16 protein-coding genes and 2 pseudogenes are annotated in these 21,143 nt (G+C 62.0%); 11 read left to right on the forward strand and 7 right to left on the reverse strand.

The features are described from left to right. The coding region (locus ASE31_RS32625) for a TorF family putative porin (RefSeq protein WP_235514496.1) at positions 1–255 on the reverse strand (255 nt) is incomplete at its 3' end. A 215-nt stretch (positions 256–470) separates the two neighbouring features. On the opposite strand from ASE31_RS32625, the pseudogene ASE31_RS15445 reads away from it, so the two are divergent. Next, positions 471–1,520 (forward strand): annotated as a pseudogene (locus tag ASE31_RS15445) (YifB family Mg chelatase-like AAA ATPase); the annotation flags it as partial. Positions 1,521–2,138: 618 nt separating this feature from the next. Continuing rightward, the gene (locus ASE31_RS31660; RefSeq protein ID WP_157412498.1) at positions 2,139–3,104 is read left to right on the forward strand and encodes a hypothetical protein; all 966 of its coding nucleotides are present in this window, start codon (positions 2,139–2,141) and stop codon (positions 3,102–3,104) included. Here the strand turns inward: ASE31_RS31660 and ASE31_RS31055 are convergent. Together ASE31_RS31055 and ASE31_RS31665 are read right to left on the reverse strand one after the other, a co-directional pair. After that, positions 3,101–4,852: an AAA family ATPase gene (locus ASE31_RS31055; RefSeq protein WP_082604172.1), complete on the reverse strand. Its 1,752-nt coding sequence runs from the start codon at positions 4,850–4,852 to the stop codon at positions 3,101–3,103. The genes ASE31_RS31660 and ASE31_RS31055 overlap by 4 nt on opposite strands. A 4-nt stretch (positions 4,853–4,856) precedes the next feature. Then, positions 4,857–5,732, reverse strand: coding sequence for an SHOCT domain-containing protein (locus ASE31_RS31665; RefSeq protein WP_157412499.1), 876 nt, complete (start codon positions 5,730–5,732; stop codon positions 4,857–4,859). A 150-nt stretch (positions 5,733–5,882) separates the two neighbouring features. Here ASE31_RS31665 and ASE31_RS15450 point away from each other — a divergent pair, with 150 nt between their 5' ends. After that, a complete protein-coding gene (locus tag ASE31_RS15450; RefSeq protein ID WP_057202692.1) occupies positions 5,883–6,464 on the forward strand; it encodes a recombinase family protein in 582 nt (193 codons plus the stop codon). Positions 6,465–6,499: 35 nt separating this feature from the next. Here ASE31_RS15450 and ASE31_RS15455 read toward each other — a convergent pair whose 3' ends face one another. Then, on the reverse strand, positions 6,500–8,173 hold the full coding sequence (locus ASE31_RS15455; protein WP_082604173.1) for a recombinase family protein: 1,674 nt from the start codon (positions 8,171–8,173) through the stop codon (positions 6,500–6,502). An 18-nt stretch (positions 8,174–8,191) separates the two neighbouring features. Between ASE31_RS15455 and ASE31_RS15460 the strand changes: the two are divergent. Together ASE31_RS15460 and ASE31_RS15465 are read left to right on the forward strand one after the other, a co-directional pair. Next, positions 8,192–8,680, forward strand: a pseudogene (locus tag ASE31_RS15460) (ATP-binding protein); the annotation flags it as partial. 47 nt (positions 8,681–8,727) lie between these two features. Continuing rightward, positions 8,728–9,195, forward strand: coding sequence for a MarR family winged helix-turn-helix transcriptional regulator (locus ASE31_RS15465; RefSeq protein ID WP_057202695.1), 468 nt, complete (start codon positions 8,728–8,730; stop codon positions 9,193–9,195). A 24-nt stretch (positions 9,196–9,219) separates the two neighbouring features. Here ASE31_RS15465 and ASE31_RS15470 read toward each other — a convergent pair whose 3' ends face one another. Then, entirely contained in the window at positions 9,220–10,113 is an 894-nt protein-coding gene (locus tag ASE31_RS15470) for an amidohydrolase family protein (protein ID WP_057202696.1), read from the reverse strand. 157 nt (positions 10,114–10,270) lie between these two features. On the opposite strand from ASE31_RS15470, the gene ASE31_RS15475 reads away from it, so the two are divergent. The 6 genes from ASE31_RS15475 (at position 10,271) to ASE31_RS15500 (ending at position 18,504) form a co-directional block, all read left to right on the forward strand. Beyond that, positions 10,271–11,053 (forward strand): crotonase/enoyl-CoA hydratase family protein, encoded by a 783-nt coding sequence (locus ASE31_RS15475; RefSeq protein ID WP_057202697.1) that lies wholly within the window; start codon positions 10,271–10,273, stop codon positions 11,051–11,053. Positions 11,054–11,086: 33 nt separating this feature from the next. Further along, positions 11,087–12,973, forward strand: a complete 1,887-nt coding sequence (locus tag ASE31_RS15480; RefSeq protein WP_057202698.1) for a feruloyl-CoA synthase — start codon at positions 11,087–11,089, stop codon at positions 12,971–12,973. A 24-nt stretch (positions 12,974–12,997) separates the two neighbouring features. Continuing rightward, a complete protein-coding gene (locus ASE31_RS15485; RefSeq protein ID WP_057202699.1) occupies positions 12,998–13,783 on the forward strand; it encodes an SDR family NAD(P)-dependent oxidoreductase in 786 nt (261 codons plus the stop codon). A 49-nt stretch (positions 13,784–13,832) separates the two neighbouring features. After that, on the forward strand, positions 13,833–14,825 hold the full coding sequence (locus tag ASE31_RS15490; RefSeq protein WP_057202700.1) for a Bug family tripartite tricarboxylate transporter substrate binding protein: 993 nt from the start codon (positions 13,833–13,835) through the stop codon (positions 14,823–14,825). Positions 14,826–14,902: 77 nt separating this feature from the next. Further along, on the forward strand, positions 14,903–16,642 hold the full coding sequence (locus ASE31_RS15495) for an acyl-CoA dehydrogenase family protein (RefSeq protein WP_057202701.1): 1,740 nt from the start codon (positions 14,903–14,905) through the stop codon (positions 16,640–16,642). A gap of 107 nt (positions 16,643–16,749) precedes the next feature. Further along, positions 16,750–18,504 (forward strand): tannase/feruloyl esterase family alpha/beta hydrolase, encoded by a 1,755-nt coding sequence (locus tag ASE31_RS15500; RefSeq protein ID WP_082604174.1) that lies wholly within the window; start codon positions 16,750–16,752, stop codon positions 18,502–18,504. Between the two features lie 126 nt (positions 18,505–18,630). Here ASE31_RS15500 and ASE31_RS15505 read toward each other — a convergent pair whose 3' ends face one another. Beyond that, the gene (locus tag ASE31_RS15505) at positions 18,631–20,124 is read right to left on the reverse strand and encodes a fumarate hydratase (protein ID WP_057202703.1); all 1,494 of its coding nucleotides are present in this window, start codon (positions 20,122–20,124) and stop codon (positions 18,631–18,633) included. Between the two features lie 3 nt (positions 20,125–20,127). After that, the gene (locus ASE31_RS15510; RefSeq protein ID WP_057202704.1) at positions 20,128–21,108 is read right to left on the reverse strand and encodes a tripartite tricarboxylate transporter substrate binding protein; all 981 of its coding nucleotides are present in this window, start codon (positions 21,106–21,108) and stop codon (positions 20,128–20,130) included. Positions 21,109–21,143: the final 35 nt, after the last annotated feature.

Genomic DNA, 21,143 nt, shown 5'->3' on the forward strand with positions numbered 1-21,143 from the left:
TTCGATGGAGTTGCCCGAGAGCCAGTCGACGCTGGAGTTCCAGTTGCCGACGTAGAAGCCGGACTCGCCGAAGGCGTAGTCGAAGCCGCCCTGGATCGCGGGCTTGACGGCCTTGACCTTGGAGGCATCCTGGTCCTGGCCACGGAACTTGTAGTTGGTGGTCAGGCTGACGTTGCCGGTGAGCTGGGCACTGGCCAGCAGGGGCAGGGTTGCAACAAGGGCAGCGCCCAGGAACTTGATGGATGCGCGGGTCATGTTTCCTCCGGTTGGACAAAGTAGGGACAAGCGCTTTAAGCATGGACCGTGCCATGCGCCGCCAACGAGCCGTGGCACCTGCGGGCGAGATAGATGGGGATTCCCTATTAAAGTGAGGGTTGAGGGGACTTTGCGACCGCACCACCATGGTGCAACCGTGAAGCAGTTCACGCCAGTCCACCATAAAACGCACCCATCTGGGGAGAAAGTCGTCCATGAGTCTTGCTTTGGTGCAAAGCCGCGCCCTTCTGGGGCTACAGGCACCGGCCGTCACCGTTGAAGTGCACCTGGCCAATGGTCTGCCCAGCTTCACCCTGGTGGGCCTGGCCGAGGTGGAGGTGAAGGAAGCACGCGAGCGCGTGCGCTCGGCGCTGCAGAACGCCGGGCTGGAGTTTCCGCACAACAAGCGCATCACCGTGAACCTGGCGCCAGCAGACTTGCCCAAGGATTCGGGGCGCTTTGACCTGCCCATTGCCCTGGGTATCCTGGCCGCCAGTGGGCAGATCGATGGCAGCCGCCTGGCCGGGTACGAGTTCGCCGGCGAGCTGTCTCTATCGGGCGAACTGCGCCCGGTGCGCGGCGCGCTGGCCACCAGCCTGGCGCTGCAGTCGCAGCAGATCGCCGTGCAACTGGTGCTGCCGCCCGGCAGCGCCGAGGAAGCCGCCCTGGTGCCCGATGCCCAGGTGGTGCGTGCCCGCCACCTGCTGGACGTGGTGCGCGCCTTTCTGCCGCCGGGCAGCCCGCCGCCCGATGCGGACGACGACGGCTTCACCCGCCTGCAGCCCACGCCCATGGTCGCGGAGCTGCAGGGCCCCGACATGGCCGACGTGAAGGGCCAGGCCGTGGCCAAGCGCGCGCTGGAGATTGCAGCGGCAGGAGGCCACAGTGCACTGATGGCCGGACCGCCCGGCTCGGGCAAGTCGATGCTGGCGCTGCGCTTTGCCGGCCTGCTGCCGGCAATGACGGTGCAGGAGGCCCTGGAGAGCGCCGCCATCTCCAGCCTGGCCGGGCGCTTCAGCCCGGAGCGCTGGGGTTTGCGCCCCACGGGCCAGCCGCACCACACCGCCAGCGCCGTCGCACTGGTGGGCGGTGGCTCGCCACCCCGGCCTGGCGAGATCTCGCTGGCGCATCATGGGGTTCTCTTTCTCGACGAGTTGCCTGAATTCACGCGGGCCGCGCTGGAGGCGCTGCGCGAACCCCTGGAGACCGGCCACATCACCATCTCGCGGGCGGCGCAGCGTGCGGAATTTCCGGCACGCTTCCAGAAGTCTGCCCACTTAGTATGAACCTGCCAGCCTCCGTTGTTGAGCTGCCACATTCTCTAGAACAGGGTAAAACTGCAGTATTTATCTAGAGTAATGCAACAATCTCTAGCAATGGATTACTTACCCTAGACAATAGATATCTAGCCATTTGCAATCCAGTTTCCATTTCGCTATACTGCTGCTGCTTCTTACCTCATTGAAATCAGAAATCAATCTCTAGTGATCTCTTTTCTCAAAATTTCCCGGCAGATCACGCGATAAGTTCTTGATTTGAAAGGAAATTTCGGTGATGCATCTAGTCTACGAATATGACTCCAGTAATCTCTTGGGTTACAGTGGAATCAGTTATTTTTTGTTTTTGAGAAAGGAATAATATTGAAAGCTACTAAGATATGTACCAACTGCAAGTCAACCTTTTCTCCAGCCAGATCAGATCAGCTTTATTGCTCTAGAGTTTGCAATCAGAAAATGCAGGCGGCTAGGAGGAAGAAGCAGGCATCTAAACTGTCTGTCAGCAAAAGAGTTGCACGAAAGCTCTCTAATCTACAGAAATCGGCCTTTGGCTTCTGGCTCTTCACCTCTATACGTCGATCCGGAACGGTTCAGGTGCTTCAAGGAATGAGCGCATCAGACCTTATAGAGCTGCATAGGCTCAAGGACTCTTGCTCTAGGCTATCTGGATTCAAACTTGGCATTCCCACGGGTTGCTACCATTTAAGTCACATTTACGCGGCAAGAGGTTCTTCAGAACGTATTGGATTGCTTACTCCCCAAAATCTGGTCGTCTGCCCCGATTGGTACAACAGATCACGCAGGAACTTTGACGAGACTATTGAGGGTACGGGGCAAAGCATTCCTCGGTCTGAGTTGAAATCTCGCTTCAGTTGCAACACAAGTACCACGACCAGTGAACTGGTTAAAAAAATCCGGAATCTTTTAGGCAAGGAGTTTGACGAATTTCTATTAAGGGATCAGTTTTCCCCTGGAATGAAAGCGCAGCTTTTAAAGCTTGCCAGTGCGTATGAACGGGTTAATGATTCAACGCCTATTGAAGACCTAAAGCAAATTCTCCAAAAGAATGGCATAAAGCTGTACGAACCTGACGGTGAGCCCGCACAGTTAGGTGAAGTTCTATACCTAGAGATGAAGAGGTGCGGATTTCAGCACCTTCCTTCTTTTCACTATGTGGCTGCACAGTCGTTAACGGGAGTTATCGAATCAAAAACAGTCGCATCATTAGAGCCTGTCGCGGATCAAACGGAGAAAATTATATTTGAGCAAATCCTAGACGTCCTACACCAGATGACTGTTCCAGATATAGCAAATGAAGAACAGATTTTCGATCACTTTGTACTTCCGAGACGCTACATGGCGAAAAGAAACTGCGAGGAGCTTTCATCACCTGTAGATTTCTACTGCATAGCTCACCATAGATTTGCAGCTCCGAAACCTCGCCATAGATCGCAACCATCAAGGTTTGATCGCATGCATTCCGTTCGCAAAACAAGTGGAATTCGCTCAAAAGTCCTAGTTCCTACTCCGAGAATTCCACCTATTAGCGATTTATGCTCGCAGCCTGCCTAGTCTAGTATCTTTTGTTTATTGGACTCAGCTATATAGCCTGCCAGTCTCTCAACTCTCTTTCGTAGATCTAGAATGGAAAAATCCGGTTCAAAATTACGAATTATGTACTTAGCCACCTCAACCTTGGATGCTTGGAATTCTCTTTCATTTATTCTTATTTTTAGACAGTTAGAGTATTTTCCATAGCCTCCAAGATGCGTATACTTTTTATGCAGTGAAGAGATGGCAGACTGGATTTGTTCAGGTGGAAGATAGTTTTCTATTTCTCTCCCCTCCGTTATCCATGCCAAACCTTGAGACACTGAAAAGCCCTCTTCCAATCGTTTTGTGGTCTTCTTGAACGGCTTTCGAGGCCCTGCTCTATCGCTATCCATTAATATCACCCCCCGCTGGTTGAGCCTTCGCAAAGAGATAAACTCTTCAATATCTTCATCTATATCCTCGTATGCAAGGTGAGATGCAAGTATGCCGCCGTAAAACATGATGCTGTAATGCAGCCCCTCAACAAAGGCTGGGCGCATCTTTTTTAGCCAGTGATTTAGATAAATCCGATCTGATGGCCCTTCAACCCAAATCACGCAGTTCGTTTGAATCAGATCAGAGGGGTGGTATCCCAGGTCTTCACATATCGCCCATCTTTGACTATTGGATGTGACCCTGCTAACTATGGAGGCTCCTTCACTCTGTCTAACATGATAGATCTCCGCCCCCTCTGTATCCATCAGTGCGGCGGAATGCGTAGCAATAAAATACTGATTATTTGTTTTTTCCGCCAAATACTTTATGAGTTTCTTCTGAAGAACTGGGTTAAGATGAACCTCGGGCTCTTCTATGCATACAACAGTTTCGTCAAGCACTGTCGCAGCGGCGGCGAGTATGATTACCTGATGAATACCCGACCCCAAAGATGTAAATGGAAGCGCCTTTCCATTCATGTGCACAACTATAGTGTCTCGGCTATACGGAATTTCAATAGTGGCCTCGGGACTATTTAGCACGCTTTGAACAAAGGCAGTGATTTTTTTGAATCCCACACGCTGGAAATCCGTTACATCGTCAGGATTCTGTAGCTTAGCAAGCCGTTGAATCAAGCCCCGCCCGTCAAACTTGGAAGCACCATCCATTTCGCCACCAATTATCTGCCTTGCTGCGGGTATTAGCTCAACTGGCAGAGGGGCTGGTTGGATAGACATTCGCCTAGCAACGTTATCAACCCAAATTCGTGGATCACCTCCACTCTGCCCAGTTAACAACCCAGAGATTTCTTGCAGCTCAGATTTATTCATCGTGTTCAAGGCCGCCAACCATGATTCATGAGGTCTTTCCGGCTCAAGTACATTGCTGATACTCCAAGGCTTTGAAGTGCCGTCAATCCCTGCTTTGAAAGCAGTTAAATTTCTTAGTCCGAACTGAAGAACGTTATATCGATGCCTATCCTGCTCAAACGGCACAAGGAGACGATGTAGGCCGGGCAAGTCGTTGGTTGGTTTGTCATAGCCTATCTCCTCTATGAATCCTTTCAGCATAGGAGGAGATTTGGGCTTATGCCTTGCCAGAGGTACGTCTCTCAGTTTTTGTGCACCATCAGAACTTCCAAGCACCTCCTTGATAAAATTCAGAACGTTTGATTTTCCCGAATTATTCTGACCGATGAAAAGGTTTACTTTGGAGAATTTCTCAAAATATTGAATATTCTCGCCAAAGCTTCGATATCCCGCCATGGCGAGATTTGGCAAAATTATTGTCATACTGCTACCTAGCCTCAATTACTTTCTTTTTTGCCATATCAAACTCTTCCTTGTTGATTGCCCCAGACTTCAATAAATCATGGAGTTTGGACAGCTCATCTGAAATTGAATTAGTTTCATGAGCTTTTCCATTGTGGGCCTGCATAGCGACCACTGCAGATGAAAGAAGAATCCTCAATTGCCCTGGATCAATAGCTGAGGAATGAAGATAAGTTTCAGAGTCTGTGCAAAGAATCCTCAGGAAGGTGTTTGTGGTGCTTCTTTTTGTTATAGCGTTTATTGTTGCCGCTACGACCACACCTTTTAAAAAGCCTTCCAGACCAAACCCCCCACCGGAGATGCCTGCATCTGTCGTTTCAGTTCCGGGTCCAGTGATTTCGAGTGCAGAGAGCTTGCTATAAGGGAGTACGTATTTTTCTGTCGTCCCACTTACCGTCACAATAAGACTATCAGAAAGCCTTACCAACAGCACCTCTGAATTCTCTTTGATTTGAAGGCCACTTCCGCCCAGGTACGTGCATGTAATTGGCTTGTGTCCACTGAGCGTTTGCAGCTCTGAGAGAAGATTGCCTTCCTCACTCGGAATAAACATTGGCTTCACCGCAACTGTAGCCAATTTGCCTCTCAATTGGTTTCCTTCAACTGGAGTATTCTTGCTACCGAAGGCGAGTTTGACAAAAAGGGCTAAACATGCAAGCCACAGAGCAAATGGCAAAATCCCACCAAAAATGCTCATACTCCCCATACGAATTTTTTCAAGCAGGTCGGGTAGCAAAATGCCAAGTGCAATTGTGCCGAATCCTGATGCTACGAGGCCCATTGCCTTCACTCTACGCGGTATGTACATGCATGCCTCAAATAAAAAAACAATCTGTTGCATGCTATCGCTTAGCACCGGAACACGCCAGATGGCTTGAAAGGTGTAGGTTTCGAGCTATGCCGTTTAATGGCAAAAAATTAGGCTCAAAACATAGTTGATTTCTTTTTGAGCTAGGCGCATAATTGAGATCAATCTTTTGATCTAACCTATATGTCGCAGCGAATTTCCTACTATCGAGTGAGCACGCAGGACCAGACCATTGAGAGCCAGCGGCACGCACTGGGGGGCTCGTTTGATGCGGAGTATTCTGACGTCGGGGTGTCGGGTACGGTTCCGGCAATGGAGCGCCCTGCCTTTGGTGAACTCTTTTCCTACATCCGCAAAGGCGATGTGCTCCACGTCTATGCGATTGATCGACTGGGAAGAGATGCAATCGACGTCCAGGCTACTGTCAGAGCCCTACTTGCAAAAGGCGTAGCGCTGGAAGTCCATGGGCTTGGACGTATTGCGGCCGGGGTGGGAGAACTCATTCTTGCAGTCTTGGCCCAGGTGGCAGATATGGAGCGGCAAAGGATCGTTGAGCGCACCAGCGCGGGCCGTGAACGCGCTAAAGAACTGATTGCATCCACTGGTAGGACACAGAACGGAAAGACTAGCCTAGGCAGGCCAGAGGCTGCTAACCCTCAGGATGTACGGGAGTGGCGTACTTCCACCCATGCCAGCATCGCACAGACTGCAACGCACTTCGCCATCAGCACTGCCACCGTGAAACGCTACTGCGCCGAAGGATAGATATTTTGAAATTCCTAAGCTTTTCCCTCAAGGGCTCATTCCCGCTCACCAAGCCTAGACTCCAACTTTCGGAACAATCGCTCAATTGATAGAGCTGACAGAGGATTGTCTACACCTCGTTCAATCGCGAAATACACCATGCCCGTATCGGGGCTCTCGCAACTGACAAAGTAGCAAAGGTACTTCTGAGCGCGCCTTAACAGCGTGTAGGTAAAGCCATCATAGGTTGACAGGGCTTCCTTCCCCTTGATCTTGATTTCGATGTATCTCTTAAGCAAGAAAGCGATTTCATAGGCGGGGCGCGAAGTAAGCTCGTCTACAGTTGCCTTCAATTGCTCTTGTATTGGGCCTCCCCTTTGGCGACTTTGATATGCATCGGCGGCAATGCTTGCGTCCTGCTTAGACTGAGACAACAAACTTGCACGTAGCAGCTCCGCTTTATTCTCAAATTCTTCAATTTTTGACCTGTAATCAATCACTAGGTCGAGATGTGCTTTTTCACCAGATGCCATATAGAGCGACGATGCACGCTCATGCTTGATTCTGAGCACGCCGATGGAGGCCGTGTAGCTTTCCAAATCTTTGCTTCTGGTATCTTCAGCAATACCCATGGCAATGTCGTAGAGAGCTTCCACTGCGACTTGCCTATAGATAAATTCCAACGCCTCGTATGGCCATGTTGACTTATTCTTACATGTGCCCTTTTGAAGGTAAGTCTTGCAGTTTGCATAAAGAATGACAGGCTTCTTTGCATACTCTTCAGACCCCAAGGGGGCATTGATCGTGGGCTTGGGCTTCTGTCGTCGAATCTGAAACCTCCCACCACACTCAGCGCACCAAACCATTCCACTCATGAGATATTTATCAGCAGGGGCTGGCTTTGTCGCTCTTCTTTTTAGCTCCACTTGAAGTTCCAAATAGGTGCTTTCGTCTATAAGTGGATCAAATACACCTGCGATTGGATCACCCTTGTTTTCCCATTCACCAATGAGCGCTTTACTACTAAACCAGCGTTTGATGGTCCTAGGATGCAGTTCTGAAAGCTCAGCATGCATACCCGAGAGCTTCCGCGCAATCTCTCTAGTGCCCTTGCCGCCCAAATACATCGCGATTGCACCACGCACGATCACTGCAGGATCGTCTCTCCAAGTTCCATCAGTATTTAGCCAAAAGGGCGTATGGAGGCGAATATCCTTTCCCGCTCTTGCATCTTTCCGTTTCCGCTCATAGGCAGCACTAATACGTGTGCCCAACCGCTTGCTGTAGTCATGAGCAGCCTGGATTTTTGCAACCAACATGTAGACGTCAGCGTTATTCACGCTTTCGTGTGTGTAGGTCTTTCTGTCTTCCAGGGTCACAACTGACACACCAGCCACCAGTAGTTGTTGGAGCACAGCGAGCATGCTGAAGAAGTCGGAACGCCCCAAGCGATCTATTGCCTCCACCACAACAGCGTCCCCAGACTTGATCTGCCCAGCCTCAATGCACATGAGCAAGTCGTGGAGGCCCCTCCCCTTTTCGAGGTTAGCCCTTGTGTACCCAGAGACCCCCTTATCCGTGCGCGAGAGGGTGGATTCGATGTACTGGGTGTGCTGCCCTAGCCATAGGTCGAAAGCCTCCTTCTGCCGCTCTACAGAGCTTCCCTTGGCCTGAGAGCCACTGCTAAATCGAATGTAGGAGACAGCTTGCGGCATCACTGTATGATTCATGGTATGAGTGCATTGTCTCAGATGATCGCGGCGATGAACCCCTGCCCCTGCGGCTTTCTCGGCTCCACCCAGCGCGCCTGCCGCTGCACGCCCGACCAGGTCTCGCGCTACCAGGGCAAGCTCAGCGGCCCGCTGCTGGACCGCATCGACCTGCATGTGGAGGTGCCTGCTGTGCCCTCGGAGCAGTTGCTCAAGACACCGCCTGGCGAATCCAGCGCCGCGATCCGCGAGCGTGTGATGCAGGCCCGGGCCCGGGCGCTGGCACGCCAGGGCAAGACCAACCAGGCGCTGCAGGGCCAGGAGATCGACGAACACCTGCACCTCGACGATGCGGCCGCCAAGTTCCTCAACACGGCAGGCGCGCGCCTGGGCTGGTCGGCCCGCAGCACGCACCGCGCGCTCAAGGTGGCGCGCACCATCGCCGATCTGGCGGGTTCGCAGACCACTGCCGTGGGCCATGTGGCCGAGGCCGTCCAGTACCGCCGCGTGCTGCGCAGCCCGGCCTGAGCCCCCGCCCATCGCTATAGTCTCGCCACTTCCAGCAGCATCACTCCATGGCCAGCGCTTCACTCCCAACCATCACCCCCACCGCCACCGACGTGGTCGACAACAGCTACCTGCGCACGCTGGTGGGCTACAACGCGCGCCGGGCCTCGCTGTCCATCATCGAGGTGTTCATGGAGCGCATGGCGGTCTATGGGCTCAAGGTGGTGGATTTCTCGGTGCTCTCGCTGGTGGCGCACAACCCCGGCATCACCTCGCGCCAACTGTGCGCCACGCTGGGCGTGCTGCCGCCCAACCTGGTGGGCCTGATCGCGGCGCTGGACCGGCGCGGCCTGATCGAGCGCCGCCCGCACCCGAGCGACGGGCGCGCCATGGGCCTGCACCTGACGCCCGCCGGCGAAGACCTGTGCGCCCAGGCCGAGCAGACTGCGGCCACGCTGGAGATCGACGCCACCGCGCGCCTGACCGCCACCGAGCGCAAGACGCTGATCCGGCTTCTGCAAAAAGTCTACGACTGACGGGCCCGCACCGGCCCGCCTGGATCAGATTGCCGCAGGCGTGGCCTTGGCCGCCTTGTCCAGCCCCAGCAGACGCACCGCATTGCCCTTGAGGATGCCGGGCATCACCTCGGGCTTGAAGCCGGCCTCCTGGAAGTCCTTCATCCAGCGCTCGGGCGTGATCAGCGGGTAATCGCTGCCGAACAGGATACGGTCCTTGAGCAGGGTGTTGGCGTACTGCACCAGCTGCTTGGGGAAGTATTTCGGGCTCCAGCCCGACAGGTCGATCCAGACGTTGGGCTTGTGCGTGGCGACCGAGAGCGCCTCGTCCTGCCAGGGGAAGCTCGGGTGCGCCATGACGATCTGCATGTCCGGGAAGTCGATGGCCACGTCATCCAGGTGCATGGGGTTGCTGTACTCCAGGCGCAAGCCGCCGCCGCAGCGCATGCCGCTGCCGATGCCGCTGTGGCCGGTGTGGAAGATGGCCGGCATGCCGTACTCGGCGATCACCTCGTAGATCGGCCAGGCCATCTGGTCGTAGGGGTGGTAGCCCTGCACGGTGGGGTGGAACTTGAAGCCTTTGACGCCATGCTCCTCGATCAGGCGGCGCGCCTCGCGCGCGCCCATCTTGCCCTTGTGCGGGTCGATGCTGGCAAAGGCCATCATCATGTCGCTGTTGGCCTTGGCGGCCTCGGCGATCTCCTCGTTGGGGATGCGCCGGCGGCCCATCTTGGACTCGGCGTCCACGGTGAACATCACCAGCCCGATCTTCTGCTCGCGGTAGTAGGCCACCGTCTCGGCGATGGTGGGTCGGCGGCCGTTCTTGAAGTATTTGTCGGCGGCGCGGTCGTATTCCTCGCCGTAGTTGTCGAACGGGTTCCAGCAGCTCACCTCGGCGTGCGTGTGGATGTCGATGGCAATCAGGTTCTCGTGGTCCATATCTGTCTCCTATGGTGGCCGGTCTTTCACGGTGTCCCTGTCAGCATGCACCACGGCACGTGACGCAGATCAAGGGTAACTACTGATGAAAAACCGGTCTGGCTTGCTTGAATTGGTTATTAACTATAACCACAATTCACCTATCAAGAAAGCCACCATGACCCATCCAGACATCCATTTCGAGCTTGCCGGCGACGAGCAGGAAGTTGCCGTGATCCGCCTCACGCGCAGCGCCAAGCGCAATGCGCTGAACGACGGCCTGATCCTGGCCCTGCGCGACCTGTTCGAGAAAATGCCCGCCGGCGTGCGCGCTGCCGTGATCGACGGCGAAGGCCCGCACTTCTGCGCCGGGCTCGACCTGTCCGAGCTCAAGGAGCGCGATGCGGGCCAGGGCCTGTACCACTCGCGCATGTGGCACGCCGCGCTGGAGCGCGTGCAGTACGGCCCCGTGCCCGTGATTGCCGCGCTGCACGGCGCCGTGGTGGGCGGCGGGCTGGAGCTGGCGAGCGCCTGTCACATCCGCGTGGCCGATGAATCCACCTTCTACGCGCTGCCCGAGGGCTCGCGCGGCATCTTCGTGGGCGGCGGCGGCGCCGTGCGCATCCCCAAACTGATCGGCGCTGCGCGCATGGCGGACATGATGCTCACCGGCCGCGTCTACAACGCGCAGGACGGCGAAAAGGTCGGCTTTGCCCAGTACCTGGTGCCCGAAGGCCAGGCCTTCGACAAGGCACTGGAGCTGGCCAAGCGCGTGGCGCAGAACGCGCCGCTGACCAACTACGCGCTGATGCACGCCCTGCCGCGCATTGCCGAGCAACCGGCCGACCAAGGCTTCTTCACCGAAGCCATGATGGCCGCGATTGCCCAGAGCGCACCCGAGGCCAAGTCGCGCCTGGCGGACTTCCTGGAAGGCCGCGCCGCCAAAGTGCGCAAAGACTGAGCCCCGCATTTCCACACCGCCGGACCTCCACCCATGAGCGATCTCTCCACCCCCCTGGCCCCGCCGCGCTACCGCCCGGTGCCCTTTGGCGTCACCCGCGTCAACCTGCGCGAGGGCGCACCCGGCGTGCGCTACCTGCAAGCCGACCTGCCCCTGGGCGCATACGCGCGCCGGGTCACGGACTACCTGGTGCACTGGGCGGAGGTAGAGCCCGAGCGCAGCTTTCTCGCGCGCCGGGTGCAGCATGCCGACGGCAGCACCGGCAATACCGGCGATTGGCAGCACGTGACGTATGCCCAGGCGCTGGACGCCGCGCGCAGCATCGGCCAGGCGCTGCTGGACCGGGGGCTGAACGCCGAACGCCCGGTGGTGGTGCTCAGCGAAAACAGCCTGGAGCATGCGCTGATGGCACTGGGCTGCATGTATGCGGGCGTGCCTTACTGCCCCGTGTCGCCCGCCTACGCCACCGTGAGCCAGGACTACGACAAGCTGCGCCACGTGCTGGACACGCTGACGCCCGGCCTGGTGTTCGCGGCCGATGGCGCGCGCTTCGGCCGCGCCATCAAGGCCACCGTGGCGGCGGACGTGGAGGTCGTGCTGGCCCAGGGCGCCATCGAAGGCCGCCCGGCCAGCACCTTCCAGAGCCTGCGCAATACCTTGGCCACGCCGGCAGTGGACGCGGCCATGCATGCCACGGGGCCGGGCACCATCGTGAAGTTCTTGTTCACCAGCGGCTCCACCAAGATGCCAAAGCCGGTGATCAACACCCAGCGCATGTGGTGCGCCAACCTGCAGCAGATCACCCTGTCGCTGCCGGTGCTGGCCGAAGCCCCGCCCATCCTGGTGGACTGGCTGCCGTGGAACCACACCTTCGGCAGCAACCACAACTTCGGTCTCACGCTGCAGCACGGCGGCACGCTTTACATCGATGACGGCAAGCCCACGGCAGCGCTGATCGGCGAGACCCTGCGCAACCTGCGCGAGATCGCGCCCACGGTGTACTTCAACGTGCCCACCGGCTTCGAGATGATCGCCGACGCGATGAAGACCGATGCCGTGCTGCGCCGCACCTTGCTGTCGCGGGTGCGCATGTTCTTCTACTCGGGCGCCGGCCTGGCCCAGCCTATCTGGGACAGCCTGCATGCCACGCAGGAGGCCGAGCTCGGCGAGCGCATCGTCATGTCCACGGGCCTGGGGATGACCGAGTCGGCCCCTTCGGCCATGTTCTGCAACAGCCCCGACGTGCGCTCCGGCCACATCGGCGCGCCCGTGCCGGGCATGACGCTCAAGCTGGTGGACGTGGACGGCAAGACCGAGGTGCGCTACCGCGGCCCCAACGTGACGCCCGGCTACTGGCGCTCGGACGCCGCCACGCGCGAGGCCTTCGACGACGAGGGCTACCTGTGCACCGGCGATGCCGTGCTGTGGATCGACGACAACGACATCCACCGCGGCCTGCGCTTCGACGGGCGCATCGCCGAAGACTTCAAGCTCTCCACCGGCACCTTCGTGAGCGTGGGCCCCATGCGCGCCAAGATCGTCGTGGCCGGCGCCCCCTACATCCAGGACGCGGTGCTCACCGGCCTGAACCGCAAGGAAGTGGGCGCCCTGCTGTTCCTCTCGCCCGCCTGCCGCGAGGTGAGCGGGCTGGCTGCCGATGCCCCCTGGGCCGAGGTGATCGCCAGCACCGGTGTGCGCCAGCGCATCCAGGCTGTCATCGACCACCTGGCGCGCGAATCCACGGGCAGCGCCAGCCGTGTGGCACGCGCACTGCTGATGGCCGAGCCGCCCTCGCTCGACAAGGGCGAGATCACCGACAAGGGCTCGATCAACCAACGCGCCGTGCTTAAGCACCGCGACGACCTGGTGCAGGCCCTGCACGATGGCGCCGCCCCCGACACCATCGTGCCTGCGGCCTGAAACGCACTACCCAAGGAGCCATCCATGCAGATCCAAGGACAGACCGCCCTCGTCACCGGCGCCGCATCGGGCCTGGGCGAAGCCACCGCACGCGAACTGGCCCGCCTGGGCGCCAAGGTCGCGGTGCTCGACGTGAACACTGCCCTCGCCACCCAGGTGGCCGAGAGCATCAACGCACAGCATGGCGCCGGAACGGCTGTGGCCTGCACCTGCGACATCACCCAGACCGAGAGCGTGGCCGCCGCCCTGGCCCACGCCGAGGCGGCCCTGGGCCCGGCGCGCATCCTCATGAACGTGGCCGGCATCGGCAGCGCCAAGCGCGTGGTGCAGCGCGACGGCAGCGCGGCGCCGCTGGAAGATTTTGCGCGCGTGGTGGGCATCAACCTCATCGGCAGCTACAACATCAGCCGGCTGTTCGCAGCCGCCTGCGCCAAGCTGGAGCCGCTCGACAACGGCGAGCGGGGCGTGATGATGTTCACCGCTTCGGTGGCCGCCTTCGACGGCCAGGTGGGCCAGCAGGCCTACAGCGCCTCCAAGGGCGGGCTGGTGGGCATGACGCTGCCCATGGCGCGCGACCTGGCGCAGCATGGCATCCGCGTGTGCACCGTGGCACCCGGCCTGTTCGCCACGCCGCTGATGAAGGAGCTGCCCGAAGCCGTGCAGCAGTCGCTGGCCGCGAGCATCCCCTTCCCCCCGCGCCTGGGCAAGCCCGAGGAGTTTGCCGAGCTGGCGGCCCACATCGTGACCAACGGACACCTCAACGGGGAGGTGATCCGGCTCGATGGTGCCCTGCGCATGGCACCCCGATAGCCCCCGTTCCCCGCCCCGTCAACACACCATACCTATACCGGAGACAACCATGACGACGACACGACGCCACTTTGTTCACACCCTGGGCAGCGCCGCCGCCCTCGCAGCGCTCTATCCCCTGTCTTCCTTCGCGCAGGCGCTGGACCAGGTCAAGATCATGTACGGCTTTCCGGCCGGCAGCGCGGGCGACAGCGTGGCCCGCCGCGTGGCCGAGAAGCTGGGCGGCACGGCTTACAGCAAGAACCCGGGCTTCGTCGAGAACAAGCCGGGCGCCGGTGGCCGCATTGCGGTGGAAACGCTGAAGAACGCGCCCGCCGATGGCTCGGTGCTCACCCTGGCACCGGTATCGGCCCTGTCGGTGTATCCGCACATCTACCCCAAGCTCAGCTACAAGCCCGACGACGTGGTGCCCGTCTCCATCGGCGCGATCATGCACCACGGCCTGGCCGTGGGCCCGGCCGTGCCGGCCGAGGTGAAGACGCTCAAGGACTTCCTGGCCTGGGCCAAGGCGAATCCGGACAAGGCCAGCTACGGCTCGCCCGGCGCGGGCTCCATGCCCCACCTGCTGGGCGCGCTGCTGGGCATCCGTGCGGCAGTGGATCTCAAGCACGTGCCCTACCGTGGCACCGTGCCCAGCATCACCGACCTGGTGGGCGGCCAGATCGCTGCCGCCATGAACCCCAGCGGCGACTACCTGCAGTACATGAAGACCGGCCGCGTGCGCGTGCTGGCCACCTCGGGCAAGAAGCGCTCGCCCTACCTGCCCGATGTGCCCACCTTCATCGAACTGGGCTACCCCGACGTGACGTCCGAGGAATGGTTCGGCTTCTACGCCCCGGCCAAGACGCCCGCCGCCACGCTGGCCAGCGCCAATGCCGCCATCACCGGCGCGCTCAAGGACAAGACCGTGATCGACGCGCTGGGCGTCGTTGGCCTGGTGGCCCACGGCAGCACGCAGCAGGAGATGCTGGCCGACCAGAAGGCCGAGTTCGAGCGCTGGGGCCCGCTGGTCAAACAGATCGGGTTCACTTCAGAGTCTTGATCTCCGCGACAGCCCTGCCGCTACCGGCCCGAGCCGGCCGGTAGCGGCCCTTTGTTTCCCTTTCCACGGCCCACACCATGCAAGCCCAGACCGCCCTTGGCGACATCACCCACCTGCTGCATGAGGTGCTCCAGGCCCCTGCGCAGTGGCAGGCGCTGGCGCCGTTTGCCGACACCGATGGCGGGCTGGCGGCACAGGTGCTGGAGGAGGCCGCCAAGTTCGTCGACAGCGCCATTGCCCCGCTGCAGCGCACCGGCGACGAAGAGGGCTGCCACTTCGAGGCCGGCACCGTCACTACGCCCGCCGGCTTTCGCGCGGCCTACCAGGCCTTCTGGCAGGCCGGCTGGCCCTCGCTGGCCTGCGCGCCCGAAGACGGTGGCCAGGGCCTGCCCGCCGTGCTCGAATGCGTGCTGTTCGAATGGCTGGCCGGTGCCAACCACGGCTGGACCATGGCGCCCGGCCTGCTGCACGGCGCCTACGAGTGCCTGCGCCACCATGGCAGCGACGCGCTGAAAGCGCAGTACCTGCCCAGGATCGCCAGCGGCGAGTGGCTGGCCACGATGTGCCTGACCGAGGCCCATGCGGGCAGCGACCTGGGCCTGGTGCGCACGCGAGGCGTGCCGCAGGCCGACGGCAGCGTGCGCGTCAACGGCAGCAAGATCTTCATCTCGGGCGGCGAGCACGACCTGACCGACAACATCGTGCACCTGGTGCTGGCGCGCCTGCCCGATGCACCGGCGGGCCCCAAGGGGCTGTCGCTGTTCCTCGTGCCCAAGCGGCTGCCGGGCGGCGAGCGCAATGCCGTGGTGTGCGAGCGCATCGAAGAGAAGATGGGCCTGCACGGCAGCCCCACCTGCGTGATGCGCTTCGACGATGCCACGGGCTGGCTGGTGGGCGAGCCCCACAAGGGCCTGGCCGCCATGTTCGTGATGATGAATGCTGCGCGCCTGCACGTGGGCCTGCAGGGCCTGGGCCTGCTCGAGGCGGCCTGGCAGAAGGCCAGCGCCTATGCGCACGAGCGCCGGCAGATGCGCGCTCCCAGGCCCATGGGCACAACGGCATCGCCGGGCCCTGATCCGATTGCCGAACACCCGGCCATGCGCCGCATCCTGCAGACACAGCGCGCCTGGATCGACGGCGGGCGCGTGCTGGCCTACCACACGGCCCTGCAGCTTGACGTGGCGCGCCACCACCCCGACGCGACCGAGCGCGCCGTGGCCCATCGCTGGTGCGCGCTGGTCACGCCCGTGCTCAAGGCCGCTCTGACCGACCAGGCCTTCCACGGCGCCAGCGCCTGCCTGCAGGTCTTCGGCGGCCACGGCTACGTGCGCGAATGGGGCATCGAGCAGATCGTGCGCGATGCGCGCGTGGCCATGATCTACGAGGGCACCAACGAGATCCAGGCCATCGACCTGCTGGGCCGCAAGGTGCTGGCCGATGGCGGCCAGGGCCTGTGTGCACTGCTCGCATCCCTGCGTGCCGGCCTGCCCCCCGACGAAGCCGCCAACACCCGGCGCAATGCCCTGGCCGACACCACGCGCGCGCTGGCCGCCGCAGCCGCCACCCACCCCGAGCTGCCCTACTGGGTGGCCGACGACTACCTGCGGGCCGTGGCCCTGGTGCTGCTCGAGTGGGCCTGGGCGCGTGTCGCAGCGGCACCCGCCAGCCATGGGCCGCGCTGGACTGAACCGGCGCAGGCATGCAAGACCTGGGTGCTGCCCGAATTCGACATGCGCCTGGCCATCATTCGCCAGCGCCTGTCCACCGCTGCTGCCGACGTTCACCGACATACTGCGCCCGCCATGGCTGCCGCCTGACGGTCCACGCCTTTTCTCTCTTTGCTTTCCCCATCCCACAGCGCTTCGAGGCCGCGCTGCGGGTCTGCCTGCCTGCGCCTTGAGACAACACACGAGGAGACAACACCATGAAGACGAATGAGGGTATCTGGAGAATGCACCGTGGCCTGGGCCGCCCCCTGGCACTGGCCGCCCTGCCCGCCGCGGTATCGCTGCTGCTGGCCGGCTGCGGCGGATCCGACGGGCTGCGGCAGCTCTCGGCGGCCTCGCCAGGCACGCTGCAGTCCTGCGCGAACCTGGCCACCACGCTGGCCCTGCCCAATACGCGCATCGCCTCCGCCGTGCCCGTGGCCGAGGGCGAACTCAAGGCCACCGGCGTGAACACCCCCATCCCGGCGCACTGCCTGGTCAAGGGGGCCATGAACCAGCGCACCAGCGCGGTCGATGGCGCGAGCTATGCCATCGGCTTCGAGATGCGCATGCCCGTGGCCTGGAACGGCCGCTTCCTCTACCAGGCCAACGGCGGGCTCGATGGCAGCGTGGTCACGGCCCTGGGCGCGACCAGCGGCGCGGCACCCGTCGCGCCGGCGCTGAGCCAGGGCTTCGCGGTGCTCAGCTCCGACGCGGGCCACAGCGCGCCCACGCCCTTCTTCGGCGTGGACCCGCAGGCCCGGCTGGACTATGGCTACCAGGCCGTGGGCAGCCTCACGCCCATGGCCAAGGACCTTATCAAGAGCGCCTACGGCAAGGCACCCGACCGCTCGTATTTTGCGGGCTGCTCCAACGGCGGGCGCCACGCCATGGTGGCGGCATCACGCTATGCGGACCAGTACGACGGCATCCTGGCCGGGAACCCGGGCTTTCACCTGCCCAAGGCCGCCACCACGCAGCTGTGGAAGGCCCAGCAGTACGCCAAGGTCTCCACCCCAGACGCCAGCGGCCAGCCCGACCTGAACACGTCTGTGACAGCGGCCGAATACAAGCTGCTGGGCAACCGCATCCTCGCCAAGTGCGATGCGCTGGACGGTGTCACCGACGGGCAGGTGAACGACGTGGCGGCCTGCCAGGGCGCCTTCAACCTGCAGACCGACGTGCCCAGCTGCAGCGCCGGGAGCGCGCGGGACGGAACCTGCCTGACGCCAGCCCAGAAGAATGTGCTGGCCGAGATCTTCGCCGGCCCGAAGAACAGCAAGGGCGAGGCGCTGTACACCGGCACCTGGTTCGACCCGGGCGTGGGCGGCGTCAACTTCGCACAGTGGCACCTGGGCTCGCCCGCCACGCGCGATGCCGGCGCCGTGGCCTTCATCTTCACGTCGCCGCCCTCCCCCGTGGCGGCCTTCGGTGCCACCACGGGCCTGCAGTACGCGCTGAACTTCAGCATGGAGACCGACTACCCGAAGATGTTCGCCACCAGCGCGCTCTACCCCGAGTCGCCCTGGTCCTTCATGACGCCACCCAACGAGGCCGATCTGGGCGCCTTGAAGGAACGCGGTGCCAAGATGATGGTCTACCACGGCGTGGCCGACGGCGTGTTCTCGCCCGTGGACACCGCCAACTGGATGGACCGGCTGCAGGCCAACCACAAGGGCGATGCCGCCAGCTTTGCACGCCTGTACATGGTGCCCGGCATGAACCACTGCTCGGGTGGCCCCGCCACCGACCAGTTCGACATGCTGGCGCCGCTGGTGCAGTGGGTGGAACAGGGCAAGGCGCCCGATACCGTGCTGGCCCAGGCCCGCGGCGCCGGTGCCAATGTGGTCAACACCGAATTGCCCGCCAGTTGGTCGGCCAACCGCACCCGCCCGCTGTGCGTCTACCCCAAGGTGGCGCGCTACAACGGCACGGGAGATGTGGAGAGCGCTAGCAGCTTCAGCTGCCGGTGATGTAACTTGCCAATAGCCGGGCTATTGGCAAGCTGTGCGACAAGGCAGGCACCGCATGCCGGGGCCAGCCCGAAGGGAAAGCCTGCAGCGCGGGGGTGAAATGAATAATGACACGCCCTGGCGCCCTCAGACCAGCATGAAGCGGTGGATGCTCCGCCCCTGTGAGTCCACCGCCACGGTCACCGGAAAGTCCACCACCTCGAACTCATGGATGGCCTCCATGCCCAGGTCGGCGAAGGCCAGCACGCGTGCCTTGCGGATGGAGCGCGACAGCAGGTAGGCCGCGCCGCCCGTCGCCGCCAGGTAGGCACCCCCATGACGGCGAATGGAGGCAATGGCCTCGGGCCCGCGCTCAGCCTTGCCCACCATGGCCAGCAACCCGGTCTGCGCCAGCAGCGGCTCCACGAAGCGGTCCATGCGCGTGGCGGTGGTCGGGCCGGCCGGGCCCACGGCTTCGCCCGCCACGGCATCCACCGGGCCCACGTAGTAGATGGTGCGGCCGCGCAGGTCCACCGGCAACGGCTCGCCACGCTGCAGCAGGTCCACCAAGCGCTTGTGCGCCGCGTCGCGCGCGGTGAGCAGGGTGCCCGTGAGCAACAGGGTCTGGCCGACCTTCCATTGGCCGACCTCGGCGCGGTCCAGCGCATCGAGGTCCACGCGCACCGCGTCTTGCACCGTGAAGCTATCGGGAATGCCGTCCCACGCATCGAGCGACAGCTCCGGCAGGGGTGCCGGCCCCGTGCCATCGAGCGTGAGGCGCAGGTAGCGCGTGGCGGCGCAGTTGGGGATCAGCGCCACGGGAATCGTGGCCGCATGGCAGGGCGCGGTGCGTACCTTCACGTCGAGCACGGCCGACAGGCCGCCGAGCCCCTGGGCGCCGATGCCCAGGGCATTGCTGCGCGCATGCAAGTCCAATCGCAGCGCCTCCTCGGGCGTGGCCGCGCCGCGCGTGCGCAGTTCGTCGATGTCGATGGCATCGAACAGCGACAGCTTGGCCAGCAGCATGGCCTGCTCGGGGCTGCCACCGATGCCGATGCCCAGTACGCCCGGTGGGCACCAGCCCGCGCCCATGCCGGGCAGTTGCGCCAGAACCCAGTCGGCCACGCTGTCGCTGGGGTTCAGCGTGGCAAAGCGCGCCTTGACGTCGCCACCGCCGCCCTTGGCCACCACCAGCAGCTCCAGCGCATCGCCCTCCACGAGTTCGCAATGCACGATGGCGGGCGTGTTGTCGCGCGTGTTGGTGCGTGCGCCCAGCGGGTCGGCCACCATGGTGGCGCGCAGCGGGTTCGTGGGGTCGCCATAGGCGGTGCGCACTGCTTCGTCCACCACGGCCTGCAGGCGGCGCAGCGGCGCGCCGTCGTGCCGGATGAAAGCCACGCCGGCACCCAGGCGCAGGAACACCTGGGCCACGCCCGTGTCCTGGCACAGCGGGCGGCGGCCCAGCGCCGCCATGCGGCTGTTGACCAGCAACTGGCCCATGGCCGCACGCGCCGGGGCATGGGTTTCGGCCGCATGGGCGCGCCGCAGCGCGCGCACGAAGTCGGGCGGATGCCGGTGGCTGATGAACTGCAGCGCCTGGGCGATGCTGGTGGCCAGGTCTTCCTGCGCGATGCGGTTCATGGCTCAGTCGATCTGGATCTTGGCGTCGGTCGCCACCTTGCGCCATTTCTCCACCTCGGCTGCCGTGTGTTTGGCAAAGGCCTCGGGCGCGTACTGCGCCTCGGGCAGCAGGTGGATGCCCTGCGCCACCATGCGCGCCGTCCAGGGCTTGTCGGCCAGGGCCTTGAGGTAGGCCTGGTGGAGCTTTTGCACCACCTCCTTGGACACCCCCTTGGGAGCATACAGGCCGTACCAGGTGGCGGCCTCGAAGCCGGGCAGGGTCTTGTCGGCCAGCGGCGCGACGTTGGGGTACTGCTGCGGCATGGGCGTGAGCGAGGTCAGCGCAATCGCATTGAGCCGCCCGCCCGTGACCTGGGGCAGCGCCGTGTTGCTCTGGTCGAACATGGCCTCCACCTGCCCGCCCACCAGGTCGTTCATGGCCGGGGCCGCGCCCTTGTACGAGATAGACGTGACCTCGATGCCTGCACGCGACTCAAACAGTGCGGCGATCAGGTGCGAGGTGGAACCCACGCCCGCATTGCCGAAGTTGATCTTGCGCGGATTGGCCTTGGCCGCTGCAATCAGCTCGCCGGCCGTCTTGTAGGGCGAACTCTTGGGCACCAGCAGCACCAACGGCGTATCGGGAAAGCGGAACACCGCGTCGAAGTCCTTCACCGGGTCGTAGGCCAGCTTTTTGTAGAGCGAAGGCGCCGCGCCCATGTAGCCCATGTGGCCGACCAGGAAGGTGTAGCCGTCGGGTGCCGACTTGGCAGCCTTGGCGGCGCCGATGGTGCCGCCCGCGCCCGCCGCGTTCTCGATGACGATGGACTGGCCAATCTGGCGGCCCACCTTGTCGGCGATGTCGCGCGCCATGGCGTCGGTGGGGCCGCCCGCTGCGAACGGAACCACCCAGGTGAGTGGCTTGGCGGGCCAGGCCTGCGCGTGGGCGAAGGTGGCGGCGCACAGCAATGCGGCGGCGGCACCAAGGGTCTTGGCGGTGTTCATGGACTTGTCTCCTGCAATGGTTGTGGGATGGAACG

Origin of the sequence: Acidovorax sp. Root217, from assembly GCF_001428645.1 — a bacterium.
In the GTDB taxonomy this organism is placed as follows: domain Bacteria; phylum Pseudomonadota; class Gammaproteobacteria; order Burkholderiales; family Burkholderiaceae_C; genus Acidovorax.

Coding starts and splice junctions, on each gene's coding strand:
- ASE31_RS15485 (WP_057202699.1), top strand. CDS start 12,998: ATGCAGATCCAAGGACAGACCGCCCTCGTCACCGGCGCCGCATCGGGC.
- ASE31_RS15500 (WP_082604174.1), top strand. CDS start 16,750: ATGAAGACGAATGAGGGTATCTGGAGAATGCACCGTGGCCTGGGCCGC.
- ASE31_RS15470 (WP_057202696.1), bottom strand. CDS start 10,113: ATGGACCACGAGAACCTGATTGCCATCGACATCCACACGCACGCCGAG.
- ASE31_RS15480 (WP_057202698.1), top strand. CDS start 11,087: ATGAGCGATCTCTCCACCCCCCTGGCCCCGCCGCGCTACCGCCCGGTG.
- ASE31_RS15455 (WP_082604173.1), bottom strand. CDS start 8,173: ATGAATCATACAGTGATGCCGCAAGCTGTCTCCTACATTCGATTTAGC.
- ASE31_RS15510 (WP_057202704.1), bottom strand. CDS start 21,108: ATGAACACCGCCAAGACCCTTGGTGCCGCCGCCGCATTGCTGTGCGCC.
- ASE31_RS31660 (WP_157412498.1), top strand. CDS start 2,139: ATGAGCGCATCAGACCTTATAGAGCTGCATAGGCTCAAGGACTCTTGC.
- ASE31_RS15450 (WP_057202692.1), top strand. CDS start 5,883: ATGTCGCAGCGAATTTCCTACTATCGAGTGAGCACGCAGGACCAGACC.
- ASE31_RS15475 (WP_057202697.1), top strand. CDS start 10,271: ATGACCCATCCAGACATCCATTTCGAGCTTGCCGGCGACGAGCAGGAA.
- ASE31_RS15465 (WP_057202695.1), top strand. CDS start 8,728: ATGGCCAGCGCTTCACTCCCAACCATCACCCCCACCGCCACCGACGTG.
- ASE31_RS31665 (WP_157412499.1), bottom strand. CDS start 5,732: ATGCAACAGATTGTTTTTTTATTTGAGGCATGCATGTACATACCGCGT.
- ASE31_RS15495 (WP_057202701.1), top strand. CDS start 14,903: ATGCAAGCCCAGACCGCCCTTGGCGACATCACCCACCTGCTGCATGAG.
- ASE31_RS31055 (WP_082604172.1), bottom strand. CDS start 4,852: ATGACAATAATTTTGCCAAATCTCGCCATGGCGGGATATCGAAGCTTT.
- ASE31_RS15490 (WP_057202700.1), top strand. CDS start 13,833: ATGACGACGACACGACGCCACTTTGTTCACACCCTGGGCAGCGCCGCC.
- ASE31_RS15505 (WP_057202703.1), bottom strand. CDS start 20,124: ATGAACCGCATCGCGCAGGAAGACCTGGCCACCAGCATCGCCCAGGCG.